This window comes from Mucilaginibacter sp., from assembly GCF_965201005.1.
GTDB lineage: Bacteria > Bacteroidota > Bacteroidia > Sphingobacteriales > Sphingobacteriaceae > Mucilaginibacter_A.
The window spans coordinates 1976421-1994222 of sequence record NZ_OZ241747.1 but is presented as its reverse complement, the minus strand read 5'-3'; the positions used below and the strand labels follow the sequence as shown (position 1 = coordinate 1994222).

At 40.1% G+C, this 17802-nt stretch carries 14 protein-coding genes; 11 read left to right on the top strand and 3 right to left on the bottom strand.

Annotated elements, in window-relative coordinates; all coding sequences use genetic code 11:
- Window positions 1-5: 5 nt before the first annotated feature.
- Window positions 6-1475: an IMP dehydrogenase gene (guaB, locus tag ACOFKR_RS09195; protein WP_419800502.1), complete on the top strand. Its 1470-nt coding sequence runs from the start codon at window positions 6-8 to the stop codon at window positions 1473-1475.
- Window positions 1476-1558: 83 nt separating this feature from the next.
- Here the strand turns inward: guaB and ACOFKR_RS09190 are convergent, their stop codons facing one another.
- Both ACOFKR_RS09190 and ACOFKR_RS09185 read right to left on the bottom strand, forming a co-directional pair.
- Complete coding sequence (locus ACOFKR_RS09190; RefSeq protein WP_419800501.1) at window positions 1559-1795, bottom strand: hypothetical protein; 237 nt, start codon at window positions 1793-1795, stop codon at window positions 1559-1561.
- Between the two features lie 54 nt (window positions 1796-1849).
- Window positions 1850-4579 carry a valine--tRNA ligase gene (locus ACOFKR_RS09185; protein ID WP_419800500.1) on the bottom strand — a complete coding sequence of 910 codons (2730 nt, stop codon included), beginning with the start codon at window positions 4577-4579 and terminating at the stop codon, window positions 1850-1852.
- Between the two features lie 414 nt (window positions 4580-4993).
- Between ACOFKR_RS09185 and ACOFKR_RS09180 the strand changes: the two genes are divergently transcribed.
- From ACOFKR_RS09180 to mazG, 5 genes are all read left to right on the top strand, one after another.
- The gene (locus ACOFKR_RS09180) at window positions 4994-6997 is read left to right on the top strand and encodes a M13 family metallopeptidase (RefSeq protein WP_419803635.1); all 2004 of its coding nucleotides are present in this window, start codon (window positions 4994-4996) and stop codon (window positions 6995-6997) included.
- A 125-nt stretch (window positions 6998-7122) separates the two neighbouring features.
- Window positions 7123-8508 carry an ATP-binding protein gene (locus ACOFKR_RS09175; RefSeq protein WP_419800499.1) on the top strand — a complete coding sequence of 462 codons (1386 nt, stop codon included), beginning with the start codon at window positions 7123-7125 and terminating at the stop codon, window positions 8506-8508.
- Between the two features lie 53 nt (window positions 8509-8561).
- Window positions 8562-9245, top strand: a complete 684-nt coding sequence (gene mnmD / locus ACOFKR_RS09170) for a tRNA (5-methylaminomethyl-2-thiouridine)(34)-methyltransferase MnmD (protein WP_419800498.1) — start codon at window positions 8562-8564, stop codon at window positions 9243-9245.
- Between the two features lie 118 nt (window positions 9246-9363).
- On the top strand, window positions 9364-9996 hold the full coding sequence (locus ACOFKR_RS09165; RefSeq protein WP_419800497.1) for a nitroreductase family protein: 633 nt from the start codon (window positions 9364-9366) through the stop codon (window positions 9994-9996).
- 135 nt (window positions 9997-10131) lie between these two features.
- Window positions 10132-10935, top strand: coding sequence for a nucleoside triphosphate pyrophosphohydrolase (gene mazG / locus ACOFKR_RS09160; protein WP_419800496.1), 804 nt, complete (start codon window positions 10132-10134; stop codon window positions 10933-10935).
- A gap of 185 nt (window positions 10936-11120) precedes the next feature.
- Here mazG and ACOFKR_RS09155 read toward each other — a convergent pair whose 3' ends face one another.
- A complete protein-coding gene (locus tag ACOFKR_RS09155; protein WP_419800495.1) occupies window positions 11121-12176 on the bottom strand; it encodes an acyltransferase family protein in 1056 nt (351 codons plus the stop codon).
- A gap of 499 nt (window positions 12177-12675) precedes the next feature.
- Between ACOFKR_RS09155 and hisG the strand changes: the two genes are divergently transcribed.
- The 5 genes from hisG (at window position 12676) to hisH (ending at window position 17802) form a co-directional block, all read left to right on the top strand.
- Window positions 12676-13527 (top strand): ATP phosphoribosyltransferase, encoded by an 852-nt coding sequence (hisG, locus tag ACOFKR_RS09150; RefSeq protein ID WP_419800494.1) that lies wholly within the window; start codon window positions 12676-12678, stop codon window positions 13525-13527.
- Window positions 13528-13557: 30 nt separating this feature from the next.
- The gene (gene hisD, locus ACOFKR_RS09145) at window positions 13558-14841 is read left to right on the top strand and encodes a histidinol dehydrogenase (RefSeq protein WP_419800493.1); all 1284 of its coding nucleotides are present in this window, start codon (window positions 13558-13560) and stop codon (window positions 14839-14841) included.
- Window positions 14842-14926: 85 nt separating this feature from the next.
- The gene (gene hisC, locus ACOFKR_RS09140) at window positions 14927-15973 is read left to right on the top strand and encodes a histidinol-phosphate transaminase (protein WP_419800492.1); all 1047 of its coding nucleotides are present in this window, start codon (window positions 14927-14929) and stop codon (window positions 15971-15973) included.
- Between the two features lie 2 nt (window positions 15974-15975).
- Window positions 15976-17115 carry a bifunctional histidinol-phosphatase/imidazoleglycerol-phosphate dehydratase HisB gene (gene hisB, locus ACOFKR_RS09135; protein ID WP_419800491.1) on the top strand — a complete coding sequence of 380 codons (1140 nt, stop codon included), beginning with the start codon at window positions 15976-15978 and terminating at the stop codon, window positions 17113-17115.
- A gap of 90 nt (window positions 17116-17205) precedes the next feature.
- Window positions 17206-17802 (top strand): imidazole glycerol phosphate synthase subunit HisH, encoded by a 597-nt coding sequence (hisH, locus tag ACOFKR_RS09130; RefSeq protein ID WP_419800490.1) that lies wholly within the window; start codon window positions 17206-17208, stop codon window positions 17800-17802.

Genomic DNA, 17802 nt, shown 5'->3' with positions numbered 1-17802 from the left:
TTGCTATGCAACTTGACCCTGCCAAATATGTTGCCGAAGGTTTAACTTATGACGATGTGCTGCTCGTTCCGGCTTATTCCGAAGTTTTGCCTCGCGATGTGGATACCAGATCTTTCCTTACCCGAAAAATAAAACTGAACGTACCGATTGTTTCTGCCGCGATGGATACCGTTACCGAAGCCGCGCTGGCCATTGCTATTGCACAAGCCGGCGGCATCGGGATGCTGCATAAAAACCTGAGTATTGCCTTGCAGGCGGATGAAGTGCGCAAGGTAAAACGTTCGGAAAGCGGAATGATCCAGGATCCGGTTACGCTGAAAGTAGATGCCATCATTGCCGATGCAGTGAAGATGATGAGGGAATTTCGGATTGGCGGTATCCCGATTGTAGATGCTGATCATAAACTGACCGGTATCATCACCAACCGCGACCTTCGTTTTCAAAAAGACATGAATAAACCAGTCCGCGAGGTAATGACGAAGGAAAACCTGATTACCGCGCCGCTTGGCACCACGCTTACTCAGGCGGAAGAAATTTTGCAAAATTATAAAATTGAAAAGTTGCCAGTGGTTGATGCAGACGGAAAACTGACCGGTTTGATCACGTTTAAAGATATACAGAAATTTAAAAATTATCCGGCGGCTTGCAAAGATGAGCATGGCCGTTTGCGCGTGGGCGCAGCCGTTGGCGTTACTGCCGATACGCTGGAACGTGTGGATGCGCTGGTGAAAGCCGGTGTTGATGTAATTACGATTGATACGGCGCACGGCCACTCCATTTATGTAATTAACAAGCTAAAAGAAGTAAAGGCCAGATACCCTGATTTGCAGGTAATTGTAGGAAATGTGGCCACCGGCGAAGGTGCAAAAGCACTGGCCGATGCCGGTGCAGATGCGGTAAAAGTTGGTATCGGTCCGGGTTCTATCTGCACTACACGCATTATTGCCGGTGTTGGCGTGCCGCAATTATATGCTGTTTATGAATGCGCCAAGGCTTTGGAAGGGACTGGCGTTCCAGTAATTGCGGATGGTGGCATTAAGCATACGGGCGATATCCCGAAAGCAATTGCGGCCGGTGCAAGCTCGATCATGGCGGGTTCGTTGTTTGCCGGTGTAGAAGAATCGCCGGGCGAAATTATTATTTATGAAGGCCGCCGCTTTAAATCTTACCGCGGCATGGGTTCTATCGAAGCAATGGAACAAGGCTCGAAAGACCGCTATTTCCAGGATGTGGAAGATGATATTAAAAAATTAGTGCCCGAAGGGATTGTGGGCCGCGTGCCGGTAAAAGGCAGCCTGGCCGAAGTAATGTACCAATACATCGGCGGTTTGCGCGCCAGCATGGGTTATTGCGGAGCGGCCAATATTGAAGCTTTGCAAAAAGCCAAATTTGTGCGCATTACTTCTGCCGGTATCCGCGAATCACATCCGCATGATATTACGATTACCAAGGAAGCACCGAATTATACCCGATAATTGATGCTGTTTTTATCAGCATAAAAAAAGTGTACCGGGTTGATTGGTACACTTTTTTTGTGGTAAAATTAAATTTAAGAATACTATTTTTTAAAATATAATCCAATTACCATCAACGCCAAAGCCATAGATAAACCTACAAACCATTTGATCATATCGGTTTTAGCCTTGACTACGTCTTCCTTGGAAGCCAAATGAGCGGTCTTATCTACGTATATTTTATCAATCTTGGCTTCGATATAGCTCGTTGAGTTTTCACCTGTCTCCTTATCAAACTTTTCGCTCAACAAAGCATATAACTGCGTTATACTGATATTCATTTTCCGCAGATAGATTTGTAAGAAGCTGATTTAAAATAAAATTTGAATTATATTTTACAATCCTGCCAAACCTTCTTCCAAAATTGCAATCTTTGCTTCTGCATCTGCTTTTTTCTGTTGCTCGTTGGCCACAATTTCAGGTTTTGCATTTTGTACAAAACGCTCGTTAGATAATTTTGCTGTTACCGATTTCAGAAAACCTTGTAAGTAAATTAATTCTTTTTGGATACGTTCGCGCTCTGCTTCTATATTGATTTGATTTGAAAGTTTAACAAAATTTTCAGTACTTCCAGTAAAGAAACTTGTTGCCCCAGGAATTTTTTCATTGGTAGGGCTTACATTACTCAAATTACCTAATTTAAATAAAACTGGTTTATAAGATTCATAATTTACTTCAGAAGTTTTTGGATCAGATTTATAACTAAGCGGAAGAGCTTCTTTAGGCGAAATTTGGTTTATATTACGTATGTTTCTTATTCCAGAAACTACTTCTTTTACCATACTAATTTCATTAAGCAATTTTAAATTGATTTTTCCACCTTTCGGTTGTTGTGCCACTATGCAACAATCCAATTCGGCACGTTCGCCAAATAATTCATCATGCCATAATTCTTCAGTTAAAAAAGGCATGAAAGGATGGACGATCTTTAGAATATTTTCAAAAAAACCAATTGTTGACTTGTAAGTTTCCGCATCGATGGGTTGCTGATAAGCCGGTTTTACCATTTCTAAATACCAGGCGCAGAAATCGTCCCAAACCAATTTATAAGTCGCCATTAAAGCTTCTGATAAACGGTATTGTTTAAAGTTTTCTTCAATCTCCGTTAAAGCTTGGTTAAAACGGCTTTCAAACCAATCAATCAAATTTTGGTTTTGATTGGATAATTGCGGGTCCACTTCCCAGCCTTTTACCAAACGGAATGCGTTCCAAATCTTATTGGCAAAATTCCTTCCCTGCTCGCAATGGCTTTCATCAAACATTAAATCGTTTCCTGCGGGAGAAGAAAAAAGCATCCCAACACGCACGCCATCCGCGCCATATTTTTCGATCAAATCCAGCGGATCAGGTGAATTACCGAGCGATTTAGACATTTTCCGGCCTAATTTATCACGCACAATTCCCGTTAGGTAAACATTTTTAAACGGTGCTTCACCTTTAAATTCGTGCCCGGCCATAATCATCCTCGCCACCCAGAAAAACAAAATTTCGGGTGCGGTAACCAGATCATTTGTTGGATAATAATATTGCAGGTCGGAGTTGCCCATACTGTTTTTACCACCAAAAAATTGTGGGTCAAAAACAGAAATCGGCCAAAGCCAAGAGGAAAACCAAGTATCAACAACATCTTCTTCCTGATGCAAATCTTCAATCTTCAAACCTAAATATTTGGTACTTAAATGTTTTGCTTCTTCAAAAGCTTCTTCGCGGGTTTTAGCTACCACAAATTGTCCGTTTGGTAAGTACCAGGCCGGAATTTGTTGTCCCCACCACAATTGCCGGCTGATACACCAATCTTTCACATTTTCCATCCAATGTTTGTAGGTATTGGTAAATTTTTCGGGGATCAGTTTCACTTCGCTATCTAAAACATAATCCAAAGCAGGACCGGCCATTTCTTCCATCTTGCAAAACCATTGCATCGAAAGTTTGGGTTCAATGACCGCATCTGTCCGTTCGGAAAAACCAACTTGTGATTTATATTCTTCAACTTTTTCCAAACTTCCGGCTTCCTCCAGTAGTTTGGCAATTTCTTTACGTGCGGTAAATCGATCTTTTCCTATTAAAATTTCCGCTTTTTTGTTGAGCGTGCCATCGTCGTTCAAAATATCAATCACCGGCAAATTGTGTTTTATGCCGAGGTTGTAATCGTTCAAATCATGCGCAGGCGTAACTTTCAAACAACCTGTACCGAAATCCATTTCTACATAATCATCCAAGATAATCGGGATTTCGCGGTTGATTAAAGGAATCAGCACTTTTTTGCCGATAAAAGAAGCATAGCGATCATCGTTCGGGTTGATGCAAATTGCCGCATCGGCCATGATGGTTTCGGGGCGGGTGGTTGCGATGGTGAGGAATGATGAGCGAAGAGCGTGGTTTGAAGACACATCACTTTTAGATATTTGATCGTTTATACCGCTCCCCGCTCCTATCTCTTCGCTCTTCTCAACAACCTCATACCTAATATAATACAGCTTCTGGTTAACTTCCTTCCGGATCACTTCTTCATCAGAAACGGCGGTTTTGCCTTGCGGGTCCCAGTTCACCATGCGCACGCCGCGATAAATCCAGCCTTTTTTATACAAATGGATGAAAGTATCGATCACGCCTTCGCTCATTTCCGGATCCATGGTAAATTTGGTTCTGTCCCAATCGCAGCTTGCGCCCAACTTTTTTAATTGTTCTAGGATAATGCCGCCGTATTTTTCCTTCCATTCCCAGGCGTAGCTCAAAAATTCTTCGCGCGAAAGGTCTTTTTTAGCGATGCCGCGTTCCTTTAACATCGCTACAACCTTTGCTTCGGTAGCGATGGAAGCGTGATCTGTTCCCGGAACCCAGCACGCATTTTTGCCTTGCATTCGCGCGCGGCGCACCAAAACATCCTGGATGGTATTGTTGAGCATGTGGCCCATGTGTAGCACGCCGGTTACGTTTGGTGGCGGCATTACGATAGTATATGGCTCGCGGTCATCGGGCACGGATTTAAAAAAGCCATGATCGAGCCAATATTGGTACCATTTGTTCTCCGTTTCCTGAGGATTATATTTTGTAGGGATTTCCACGTTGTTTAAATCAGCATAAATAAAGCGCAAAAATAGGTTTTAAAGCTGATTTTTGATGATAACCACTTCACAAAAAAAGGTGGATAAAAGAAGCATCGCTGCGGTTTCAAAATTTCACTGCATCAACTCAAATCCTGAATCACAAAATTTTTACAATTTTAAAATAGGACATCAGATTTGGATCAGCCGGACTTTTACTTCAACTTAAAATACTAAAAATCAATAGTTTAAAATTATAATCCTGAATTTATACCGATAAAAACAGCATCGCCCCAAACCCGATGCTGTTTTTACCACCCTTTTTTTATTGCTTATATTTAACGTTTAATTAAAACAGCAATTAATTTTTTAAAGATGAAGTTGAAGTATTCTGGATTAGTGATTACGGGCGCGGTTTTGCTTTCGGCTGGTGTAATGGCCGGGAACAGCGAACCCGGAAAAGGCGGAAAACCGGTCCCGCCGAAAAAATTTATTGACCGTGCCAATATGGATTTATCTGTAAAACCAGGCAATAACTTTTTTGAATATGCCAACGGAACCTGGCTGAAAAACAATGAAATCCCGGCAAAAGAAACCCGTTGGGGAAGTTTTAACGTGCTCCGCGATTTTAATATCAATGCGGTTAAAGGTTTGCTGGCCAAAGCAGAAGCTGATAAAAATGCCGCACCGGGATCAATTGAAAAACGCGTTGGCGATTTTTATGCAGCCGCAATGGACAGCGTTACAATTGAAAAATTAGGCTATACGCCGATTAAACCGGAACTGGAAAAAATCAGCCAAATTACCGATTTAAACGGGGTATTGAATGAAGTGGCCGTGATGCGTACGAAAGGCATTGCTTCGCCGCTGTTTGGTTTTTACATCGGCCAGGATAGTAAACATGTAAACAAAATGATTGTGAATTTGAGCCAGGGCGGCACATCTTTGCCTGATCGCGATTACTACCTGAAAAGCGATGCGCGTACACAAAAAATCCAGTCGGCGTATAAAAATTATATCGTTTCCCTGTTTACGCTAACCGGAACAGACCAGGCAACGGCGCAAAAAAATGCCGAAACTATTTTTGGTATTGAAAAAGCACTGGCAACGGCACAAATGAGCCGCGTTGAAATGCGCGACCCGATCAAAACCTATAACAAATTTGCAGTTTCCGCTTTCAGCAAAACCACACCTGATTTTGACTGGATGGATTTAATGGCAAAAATGAAAGTTAAAGGCCAGGATTCCCTTTTGGTTTCTAACCCAAAATTTTTCACAGATGCCGATGCTTTATTAAAAACCACACCGGTAAACGATTGGAAAACTTACCTGCAATGGAATGTGCTTAAAGGTTCTGCCTCTTATTTAAGTTCTCCTTTTGTAAAGGCGCAATTTGCTTTTGGCCAGGTTTTGTCCGGGCAAAAAGTACAAACACCAAGATGGCAGCGGATGTCATCTTTAACTGATGGTGCGATTGGGGAATTGCTTGGCCAATTATATGTAAAGGAGTATTTTACACCCGAAGCTAAAGCACGGATGACAGAGTTGGTTGCCAATTTGCGTAAAGCTTTTGAGATTCGCATTAATAAACTGGACTGGATGAGCGATGTGACCAAGAAAAAAGCCATTGCCAAACTACATGCTTTTACGCCTAAAATTGGTTATCCCGACAAATGGAAAAACTATAGTGGCCTGGTAGTCAATAGGAATACTTTTTTTCAGAATGTGAAAAATTCCAACATCTGGGATTATAACGAGATGATTGCGAAGTTAGGAAAACCAGTTGACCGCACACTTTGGGGAATGACGCCGCCAACGGTCAACGCTTACTACAATCCGGTAATGAACGAAATCGTTTTTCCGGCAGGGATTTTACAGTTCCCTTTTTTCGACCCAAAAGCAGACGATGCCGTAAATTATGGCGGGATTGGTGCAGTGATTGGGCATGAAATGTCGCACGGTTTTGACGATCAGGGAAGCCAGTACGATAAAGACGGAACACTGCGAAACTGGTGGACTGCCGAAGACCGCAAAAAATTTGATGCTAAAACCGCAGCTTTGGCCAAGCAGTTCAGCGATTACACCATTTTGGATAGCATCCACTTAAACGGAAAACTGACTTTAGGTGAAAACATTGGCGATTTGGGTGGCCTGAACGTAGCTTATACCGCTTTTAAACTGACCAAACAAGGCCAAAGCAATGAAAAAATTGACGGCTTTACGCCGGATCAACGTTTCTTCCTTTCCTGGGCACAAGTATGGAGAGGCAAAATTTTACCGGAATCGGCTGCACAACAAGTGGTGGTTGACCCGCATTCGCCAGAGCAGTTCCGTGCCATTGGTGCGCCTGTAAACATGGATGCCTGGTATGCTGCTTTTGATGTAAAACCTGGTGACAAATTGTACAAGGCACCGGAAGATCGGATTCGGATTTGGTAGGTTTTTGAGGAATCTATAAGGGTAAAAGAAGCCCGTGATCGTAAAGGTTACGGGCTTTTTTGTTAATTTTTTCTGTATTAGAACTTAATTTGTAGATATTTATAACGCAGCGATAATTCGTAAGTATGAAAGAAAAGAAAATAACTCGTGAAGACGCAATTAAACTAGTTGAGAATGAAGAATCACATTTTTTTGACCATAAAGCTTTAGAAATCTCTGGAGCAAAAACACAGAAAATATCTACAGCATTTGCTAACGCTGATGGCGGTGAGTTTTTAATTGGAATTATAGATATAAAAGACCAACCTGAATCTAATAAAAGATGGAAGGGTGCTACAAAAATTGAAGATTTTAACTCACACCTTCAAGCTTTATCTGAAGTTGTTCCAACTTTAGATTTTAGTTGCACTTTTTTATCTTGTAATGATTTTCCTGGACTTATAATGCAAATTAGAATTGAAAAAAGTGCAAGTGTACATGAAACTGCTGCTAGGGAAATTTATGTTAGAAACGGTGCTCAATCTTTAAAAATTACAGATAAGCAAAAGGTAATAGAACTCCAATTTGCAAAAGGTGCAACGTCGTTTGAAGATTTTGTAGTTTCAACCATTCCTCCAGAATCAACATTTGAATCAGAAGAGATTAAATCTTTTTTGAGTGATTTTTCTCCACGAACCGAGCCTTTAGAATATGTTATAAGTGAAAATTTAATTGATTTAAAAACTTATGATCCGAGAGTTTCAGGTTTACTCTTATTTTCAAATAATCCTTCTGCACTTCTTCCTAGAAAATGTGCAGTAAAAGTGGTTAGGTACGAAACTAAAGAAGATGAACCCGAACGAGATTATTTAAAAGATACAATTTCTATTGAAGGTTCTAGTTATAAATTAATATATCAAACAGTCGCAACTGTTACTGAAATTATGTCAAGCATTAAAGTTTGGACACCTGAAGGATTACGAGCAATGCGATATCCGCCAGAAGCAGTATGGGAAATTATTACAAATGCTATAATACATAGAGATTACTCTATTTCTGATGATGTACAAATAATAATTTATGATAATAGAATTGAAATAATTAGCCCTGGCAGACTACCAGGTTATGTAACAGTAAACAATATATTAGATTCAAGATATGCTAGAAATCATAAAATAGTAAGAACTCTAAGCAAGTATAAAAATGCTCCTAATAAAGATATAGGTGAAGGTCTTAATACTGCTTTCGAGAAAATGAAGGAATGGAAATTAAAATCACCAGTAATTGAAGAGACTGATCGAAGTTTAAAAGTTACTATACCCCATACACCTTTGGCAAGACCAACTGAACTTATATTAGAATTTTTAAAAAATAATTCTACAATTAACAATAGACAAGCACGAGAACTAACAGGAATTAAATCAGAAAACCTAGTAAAAATTGAGTTTTATAAACTTCGTGATGAAAACATAATAGAGAGAGTGCCTGGTTTGGAAGGGCCAGCATCTGCTTGGAGATTAAAAGGGATTTAAAGTTATAAAAACTTGTATATTACATAGACTAAATTTCAATTTTTTAATTATCCATGCTCCAATTCACTCAAACTGCCGATGGCTCCAACACCATTTTCAATTCAGAAATTGGCGAAAACTATCATTCCAAACATGGTGCTTTACAGGAAAGTCGGCATGTGTTTTTGAAATCGGGCTTGCAACATTTTATATCGATAAAAGAAGCATCGGGCAATCCAATTAAAGAAGTAAAAATTTTAGAAGTTGGTTTAGGAACCGCACTAAACTTTTTATTAACTGCAGATTATTGTACGCAAAATCAAATCAAACTGGATTATGTTGGAATCGAGGCTTTTCCGCTCAACACAGATTTGATCAAACAAACCGGTTATCAGCAATATATTGATTCCAGTTTGTGGGAAAGTTTTCAGGGCATGTACCCTTCCTGCATCAATCACAAAGTAAAAATAAACGGTTTTTGCGAGCTGGAACTGGCGCATACAGAACTCCTCAACTTTGAATCGCCACAGTTATTTGATGTGCTTTATTTTGATGCTTTTGCCGCAGTTCACCAACCTGAAATGTGGGGCGAAACAGCTATTGCACACACGATTTCTTTTTTGAAAACCGGCGGCGTTTTTGTTACTTATGCCATCACCGGAAACCTGAAACGGCAGTTAAAATCTCTAAATTTCAAGGTTGAAAAAGTGCCGGGCGCGCCGGGAAAACGCGAAATGCTCCGGGCAACGCGTTTATAATACTGTTTTTATCATACAAAAGTCAACGTTCTAATTTCTTGATTTACATTAAGTGTTTAAACATGTATTTATCTTACTTTTGATTTTCAAAGTAAACAGAAAGTAAAAAATAAAAAAAATGAGCTTGTTACAAGATTTAAACTGGCGCTACGCCACCAAAAGAATGAACGGACAAAAAGTTCCGCAGGAAAAATTAGATTATATTTTAGAGGCAATCCGCTTATCTGCAACCTCTTATGGTTTACAACCATTTTCTGTTTTGGTGATTGAAAGTGAAGAACTTCGCAAAAAAATCCAGCCGGTCGCTTACAATCAACCGCAAATTTTTGAAGCTTCGCACTTGCTGGTTTTTGCTGCATGGAATGATGTAACAGAAGCACATATTACTGCTTACATAAACAATATAGCCGAAACGCGCGGTATTCCGGTTGATGCTTTGCAGGGTTTCCACAACACTATTGCCGGTACAATTGAAAGATTAACCCAGGAACAACGCTTCAACTGGTCTGCCAAACAGGCTTACATTGCTTTAGGGACAGGTTTAGCTGCCGCCGCAGAACAAAAAGTTGACGCCACGCCAATGGAAGGTTTTGATGCTTTAGGTATGGATGTTTTGCTTGATTTACAAGATAGAGGATTACGCAGCGTGGCCATTATGCCTTTAGGTTACCGCGATGAAGCGAACGACCAGCTGGCAAACGCCAAAAAAGTCCGCCGTGCGAAAAAAGACTTATTTATCGAGATGGCTTAATTGCTGTTTGTTTTGATACAAAAAACCCTGTCGTTTTTGCAACCGACAGGGTTTTTTATTTAAAATGATGCTGTTTTTATCTACCTAAAACTTGTCTGATCAAAAAAACTTTAATTTTGGTTTCAAACTAAAAATATGCCATTACCAATTCCTTCTACGCAACAAAACCCGGGTGCTGCTTTTGAAAGATTGCTTGCCGTTTTGAATGATCTGCGCGAGAACTGCCCGTGGGACCAAAAGCAAACGATGGAAACGCTGCGCCATCTAACCATCGAAGAAACTTACGAACTGGCAGATGCCATTTTGGAAGGCGATCAACCCGAAATCAAAAAGGAACTGGGCGATGTAATGATGCACCTGGTTTTTTATGCGCGGATTGCTGCTGAAAAAGGTGATTTTGATATTACCGATGTTTTGAACGGTGTTTGTGAAAAACTTATCTACCGCCACCCGCACATTTATGCGGATGCGGACGTGAACGATGAGCAGGACGTGAAACGCAACTGGGAAAAACTGAAGCTGAAAGAAGGCAACAAATCGGTTTTGGGCGGCGTTCCGGCATCGCTTCCGGCTTTGGTCAAAGCTGCGCGGATACAGGAAAAAGCGCGTGGCGTTGGCTTCGACTGGGAAAATAAAAACCAGGTTTGGGAAAAAGTGGAAGAAGAATTACAAGAATTTAAGGCTGAATTTAATACGGTAAAAGAAGCGTCTATCGATATGGAAAAAGCAGAAGGCGAGTTTGGCGATTTGCTGTTTTCGCTGATTAATTACGCACGTTTTATCAATATCAACCCTGAAAATGCCCTGGAAAAAACGAACAAAAAGTTTATCAAACGCTTCCAGTATCTTGAGCAAAAAGCCAAAGAACAAGGCAAACAATTGCAAGATATGACGCTGGCAGAAATGGATGTTTTTTGGGAGGAAGCAAAACGGGTTTGAGATAGTTTTAGATATTTTAAAACATCTAACGTATCCAAATAAATACTCTTTTTATCTTATGAAAATTGCCATCGCTTCTCCCGAAATCGTTAAATGATGGTTTGTTTTGGCTGGAAAAATTATAAGCAGAAGTGGCAAATGCCGGGCAAATATTATTTGATTCCAAACTTCTTTTACGTTCTGTTTCAGCCCGTTGTAACTTGTACAGGGTTTAAAATCGGCGGCTGCACTTCCACAAACCTCTTTTTAAGTTTTAAAAATGGCTGTTCGATTAAATAGTAGGAAAACAATGCCGCCAATAAAATGCACGCCAAATTTATGGGGAAATTGGATAAAGGGAGCGTGTTTTTTGAGAAAAAAAGTTGCTGCCACAAATAAATACTGTATGATAATTTCCCGATATAATTGATCAGTTCGTTGTTCAAAACCTTAAAATACAAATTATTACGGTGTGTGATCGAGACAATAATGATAGCTGCAATTGATAAATTGGTGATGCTGCCAAATGATCCGAAAAATACTTTTGAAATTAAACCGGCTTGTTGTGCATCCAACATAAATAAAAATTTCTTGCTGAACAGACAAAATAGCAACATTACAAATGGCAGCAGTAAAACCACAACAGGTTTTGTGTTAAAAAACGATACCGCTTTTTGATAATGCATTGCCAGCAGGCAACCCAGCATCAAAGCATCTGCCCGCGTAAACAAGTGCATTACAGAAATGTCTGTAAACAACCTTAAAGCGGGCACTACCAAGATTATAACTACTGCAAACGTTGCCCGCAATTTTTTTAAATAAACAAACACAAAAGGCCAGATCAGATAAAACTGCTCCTCGGCGCTTAAAGTCCAGATATGGCCTGTTTCCCAATCGTTTTGGCCGCGTGCAAAATAAAATTTTGTATAAGTAAGTGAGGAAAGCCAGGAACTTAAACCAATATTTAAAACCCCGCACATTTGCAGCAGGAAATAAACAAAAAGCAAGAAATAAAAAGCCGGAAAAATCCGCAGTGACCGCCTGATAAAAAAGTTTTTTAACGAAATAGTGCCATGTTCTGCTTCTTCTTTCAGCAGCAGCAAAGTGATCAGAAAGCCGGAAATCACAAAAAAAATACTTACGCCAATTTGTCCGCCGGGGCCATCTGCGCGATGAAAATTCATGATTTGGACGTGCGCGATCAAAATACCAAAAATGCTGATTGCGCGTAATCCGTTAAGGCTGGGAATGGTTTTGTTCATCTATCAGGTTCAGGAAAAGCAAAATGTACGATAAAAACAGCATCCAAATTTAAAAACAATCAAAAAAATTTGTCTGTTGCCAAACAGCGATATGTTAAAAAATCCGGGGAAGCTTATCAAAACCTTGTTCAGTTGATCCTCTATACTTCTTTTAGCACCTAAAAGTTGCCGAATATAATTTACTTTTTTGCAGAAGTACAACAAAAACCACTAAATTTTATGCGGTAAAAGAAGCATTTAAAAAGCTGTGGATTAAACCTTTAAACTGAATTTTTCGGTAAAGATTAATGGTACTTCAATCTCATCAGCATCCAGAATCTTTTTTTAAACCGGGACAGTTTTTAACAAATTTTCTATATTTGCCGCACGCTGGCAACAACCAGTCAAACATCATGAAAAAATATTTCATCTATCTGCATCATCACCATCATTCAGCCTGAGTTTGAACTGATTTTGCCCGAAATATTGAATCTTTTTTTGTTATTCAACCTCCACTCTATTGAAACCACTTAAAATAGCGATCCAAAAATCCGGTCGCCTCAACGAAAAATCGGTTGAACTGTTAAAAAACTGCGGTTTATCTTTCGAAAATTATAAAAGTTCGCTTATTTCGCCAGTTTCAAATTTCCCGTTGGAAATTTTGTTTTTGCGGGATGATGATATTCCGGAATACGTGCAGGATGGCATTGCTGATCTTGGGATTGTGGGCGAAAACGTGATCCTGGAAACCGAAGTGGAAGTAAGTTACCTGCAACGTCTCGGTTTCGGAAAGTGTACGCTAAAAATAGCATTGCCCAACAACAGCGAAGTAGAAAGTTTAAGTCAGCTGGAAGGAAAATCCATTGCTACTTCTTATCCGGTTATTTTAAATAAGTTTCTGAAAGAGAACAATATACATGCTGATATCCGAACTATTTCCGGTTCTGTAGAAATTAGTCCGGGCTTGGGTTTAAGCGATGCCATTTTCGATATTGTTTCTACCGGTGGAACGCTGAAAAGCAACGGATTGAAGCCTTTTGCAGATGTAATTTCTTCGGAAGCCGTTTTGATTGGCCGCAAAGGCGATGAAAACCACGAACATGTACAGGAACTGATTCAGCGGATCCAGTCTGTTTTGCGGGCGAAAGAAACCAAATATGTAGTGTTAAATGTACCGGAAAGTTCTTTATCAAAAGTATTAAGTTTACTGCCCGGCGTAAAAAGTCCAAGTGTAATTCCGTTGGCAGAAAGTGGCTGGGTTGCGGTGCATACGGTTATCCCGGAACGCGATTTCTGGAACAAGATCAGCGAACTAAAAGCCGCCGGTGCGCAGGGAATTGTGGTAATGCCGATTGAAAAAATCATTTTATAATACTGTTTTTACCACATAAAAATTGGTACGATGTTAAAGGTTTATAATTACAACGAACTTTCTAAAACTGATCTGGAGCAGCTCACTTTGCGCAACACAGATGCTGGAAATGAGATTCGGGAAACGGTAGAAAATATTCTTCAAAACGTAAAGCAAAACGGCGACCAGGCTTTGCGGGATTATGCTTTGAAATTCGACCAAGTAACTTTAAACCAGTTATTTGCAGATGAAAACGAAATTGCCGAATTGGATAAACAGGTTTCCGAAGAACAAAAACAAGCGATAAAAACAGCATATCAAAACATTTATAAATTCCATCAAAACCAATTTCGCACAGAAGAAAAAGTTGAAACCATGCCCGGCGTAACTTGCTGGCGCGAATTGCGGCCGATTGAGAAAGTTGGCTTGTACATTCCCGGCGGAACGGCGGTTTTGCCAAGCACATTTTTGATGCTCGGCATTCCGGCAAAAATTGCAGGTTGCCATGAGATTGTAGTTTGTTCGCCGCCGCAAAAAGACGGAAAAATCAATCCGTACATTGCTTTTGTGGCGCAACTTTTGGGCGTAAAAAAAGTATTTTTAGTTGGAGGTGCGCAAGCGATTGCGGCGATGGCTTACGGAACTAAAAGCATCCCGAAAGTGGATAAGATATTCGGACCTGGAAACCAATATGTTACCAAAGCTAAAACAATTATACAATCTACAACGGTTACGGCGATCGATATTCCTGCCGGGCCATCGGAGGTTTTGATTATTGCTGATGAAACTGCAAATCCGGTTTTTGTAGCGGCGGATTTACTGGCACAGGCCGAGCATGGCGTTGATAGTCAGTCGGTTTTGGTTTCAACTTCGCAAAAATTGATTGATGAAACAATAACCGAACTGGAAAAACAATTACCGGTTTTGCCGCGTGCAGAAATCACTAAAAAAGCAATTGCCAATTCGTATGCTGTTTTTACCGATACTTTTTCGGAAGCGATGGATTTTAGTAATCAATATGCACCGGAACATTTAATTTTGGCAACCGATAACTGGCGGCAAATCACAAATCAAATTATTAACGCAGGTTCTGTTTTCTTGGGCAATTTAACACCGGAAAGTGCTGGCGATTATGCTTCCGGAACCAATCATACCTTGCCCACAAGTGCTTATGCCAGAGCATATTCGGGTGTTTCGGTAGATTCTTTTGTGAAGAAAATCACGTTTCAGCATTTGTCTCCCGAAGGATTACAAAATATTGGCAAAACGGTGGAAATTTTGGCCGAACTGGAAGGTTTGCAGGCACATAAAAATGCAGTAACAGTACGCATGTAGGGGCGATTCAAGAATCGCCCTAAAAAAAACAAAAGCGTGCAATTCACGAATTGCCCTACCATAGTTCAGAAAGAAATATTTAGAAATGAATTTTAATCTTCAAAACCTCCTTCGGGAAAATATAAAAAACCTTAAACCTTATTCTTCCGCGCGGGATGAATTTCAGGGCGAGGCAAGTGTTTTTTTAGATGCGAACGAAAACGCTTACGGCTCGCCGCTTTCGAAAAATTTTAACCGCTATCCTGATCCGCTGCAACTGGCTGTAAAACAGAAAATTACCTCTATAAAAGGAGTACCGCCGCGTAATATTTTTTTGGGAAACGGTAGCGACGAAGCAATTGATATTTTGTTCCGAAGTTTTTGCCGACCCGGAATTGACAATGTAATTTTGGTGCCGCCAACTTACGGCATGTACCAGGTTTCGGCCAATATTAATGACATTGAAGTCCAAAATATTCCGTTAATAGCTGAATATCAGTTAAATATGGAAGGAATTGCAGAAGCGATTAACCTAAATACAAAACTCATTTTTGTATGTTCTCCCAATAATCCAACCGGAAATTCGATCAACCGCGAAGATGTGGAAACACTGCTTGCCAATTTTAACGGAATTGTGGTGGTTGATGAAGCGTATATTAATTACAGTCGGCAAAAAAGTTTCATCCAGGAATTAACTGAATATGGTAATCTGGTGGTTTTGCAAACGCTGTCAAAAGCCTGGGGATTAGCGGGTTTACGTATCGGAATGGCTTTTGCTTCCGAAGAAATTATTGAAGTTTTTAACCGTGTAAAACCGCCGTACAACATCAACGAAGCTTCGCAAAAATTAGCTTTGCAGGCTTTGGGAAACGTGGAACAGGTGAATGGCTGGATTAAAGAAACGCTTCTGGAACGCGATAAATTAGTATTAGGTTTGAAGAATTTTAGCTTTGTGCTGGAAATTTATCCATCGGACGCCAATTTTATACTGGTAAAAACAGTATCGCCACGTGAGGTTTATCAGTTTTTGGTAGAACGCGGCATCATCGTTCGCGACCGTTCAAAAGTGGAACTTTGCGAAGGCTGTTTGCGCATTACCGTTGGCACGCCAGCAGAAAACAAGCAGTTATTAACCGTTTTGGAAGGATTTTAAGCATGAAAAAAATATTATTTATCGATCGGGATGGTACGCTGATCACAGAACCTGAAGATGAGCAGATCGATTCTTTCGGCAAGCTGGAATTTTATCCAAAAATGCTGCAATATCTGCCAAAAATCGCAACCGAACTGGATTTTGAGTTTGTGATGGTAACTAATCAGGATGGTTTAGGAACAGCCGTTTATCCGGAAGATACGTTTTGGCCGGTTCAGAATTTCATTATCCAAACCCTGAAAAATGAAAAGGTTGAATTTTCGGATGTTGTGATAGACCGAACTTTTCCAAAAGAAAATTCGCCAACCCGAAAACCGGGAACGGCCCTATTGACGAAATATTTTAATGCTGAAGAATATGATCTGAAGAATTCGTTTGTCATTGGTGATCGGTTGAATGATGTAGTTTTGGCGAAAAATCTCGGTTCAAAAGCGATATGGATAAATAACCAGACTAATTTGGGCGGAAATGAGTTTGCTAATCAGGAATTAGAAGATTTAAAACCGGTAATCGCTTTGGAAACTTCGGATTGGGAAAAAATTTACGAGTTTTTAAAAGTTGGCCAGCGTAAAATTGAACATCGCCGCCAAACCAAAGAAACCGATATTTTCATCAAACTAAATTTGGACGGAAAAGGCGAAGCGAAAGTAAATACCGGTCTGCATTTTTTTGACCACATGCTGGATCAGATTGCAAAACACGGTTCTATTGATCTGGAAATCAATACAAAAGGTGATCTGCATATTGATGAACACCACACAATTGAAGATACCGGAATTGCTTTAGGCGAAGCTTTTTTACAGGTTTTAGGCGATAAAAAAGGCATTGGCCGTTATGGTTTTTTACTGCCGATGGACGATTGCCTGGCGCAAGTAGCGATAGATTTTGGCGGCCGCAACTGGATTGTTTGGGATGCTGTTTTTACCAGGGAAAAAATTGGCGAAATGCCGACAGAGATGTTTTTTCACTTTTTCAAATCCTTTTCTGATACGGCAAAATGCAACTTAAACATCAAAGCAGAAGGCGAAAACGAACATCATAAAATAGAATCTATTTTTAAAGCCTTTGCAAAAGCCATTAAAATGGCAGTAAATAGAGATGTAAATAATATGGTTTTGCCAAGTACGAAAGGGGTTTTGTAGGCAGGAGGTTCGGGGTTTGAGGTGCGAGGACATAGCAATCGCATATCATTTACTCCAAACCCCTCACCTCAAACCTTACACCCAAAAACAATGATCGGAATAATACAATATGGTGCCGGAAATATTTTCTCCCTGACTGCTGCTTTAGATCGGTTGGGGATTGAATACGGCATGATTTCTCAGGAAAGCGATTTTGGGCAATACGACCGTTACATTATTCCGGGCGTTGGCCATGCAGGTGCGGCCATGCAAAAGCTGGAAAAAACAGGCTTGGTTCCGGTTATCCGAAAAATAACGAAACCCGTTTTGGGGATCTGTGTTGGGATGCAGCTGATCACGGCGTTTTCAGAAGAAGGAAATGCTGATTTATTGAACATCATCCCGATCAAAACCTTAAAATTTAAGGAAGAAAATGGCTTAAAAATCCCACACACCGGCTGGAACCAGGTTAGTCTCAAAGAAGGTGATGATCTTTTTAAAAACATCAAAAACCAGGCTTATTTTTACTTTGTCCATTCTTATTTTATCGAACATGATAATTTATATACCTTAGCATCAACGCAATACGGCGTTCGGTTTTCGGCTTCCATTAAAAAAGATAATTTTTACGGCGTACAATTTCACCCCGAAAAATCTGGTTTGGCAGGCGAACAACTCTTGAAAAACTTTGCTCATCTTAATGCTTAA

What these genes read in the sequence shown, in the direction of transcription:
- mazG (WP_419800496.1), top strand. Translation starts at nt 10,132, where the DNA reads ATGCCATTACCAATTCCTTCTACGCAACAAAACCCGGGTGCTGCTTTT.
- hisB (WP_419800491.1), top strand. Translation starts at nt 15,976, where the DNA reads ATGAAAAAAATATTATTTATCGATCGGGATGGTACGCTGATCACAGAA.
- ACOFKR_RS09165 (WP_419800497.1), top strand. Translation starts at nt 9,364, where the DNA reads ATGAGCTTGTTACAAGATTTAAACTGGCGCTACGCCACCAAAAGAATG.
- hisH (WP_419800490.1), top strand. Translation starts at nt 17,206, where the DNA reads ATGATCGGAATAATACAATATGGTGCCGGAAATATTTTCTCCCTGACT.
- ACOFKR_RS09190 (WP_419800501.1), bottom strand. Translation starts at nt 1,795, where the DNA reads ATGAATATCAGTATAACGCAGTTATATGCTTTGTTGAGCGAAAAGTTT.
- ACOFKR_RS09180 (WP_419803635.1), top strand. Translation starts at nt 4,994, where the DNA reads ATGGCCGGGAACAGCGAACCCGGAAAAGGCGGAAAACCGGTCCCGCCG.
- hisD (WP_419800493.1), top strand. Translation starts at nt 13,558, where the DNA reads ATGTTAAAGGTTTATAATTACAACGAACTTTCTAAAACTGATCTGGAG.
- ACOFKR_RS09155 (WP_419800495.1), bottom strand. Translation starts at nt 12,176, where the DNA reads ATGAACAAAACCATTCCCAGCCTTAACGGATTACGCGCAATCAGCATT.
- mnmD (WP_419800498.1), top strand. Translation starts at nt 8,562, where the DNA reads ATGCTCCAATTCACTCAAACTGCCGATGGCTCCAACACCATTTTCAAT.
- guaB (WP_419800502.1), top strand. Translation starts at nt 6, where the DNA reads ATGCAACTTGACCCTGCCAAATATGTTGCCGAAGGTTTAACTTATGAC.
- hisC (WP_419800492.1), top strand. Translation starts at nt 14,927, where the DNA reads ATGAATTTTAATCTTCAAAACCTCCTTCGGGAAAATATAAAAAACCTT.
- ACOFKR_RS09175 (WP_419800499.1), top strand. Translation starts at nt 7,123, where the DNA reads ATGAAAGAAAAGAAAATAACTCGTGAAGACGCAATTAAACTAGTTGAG.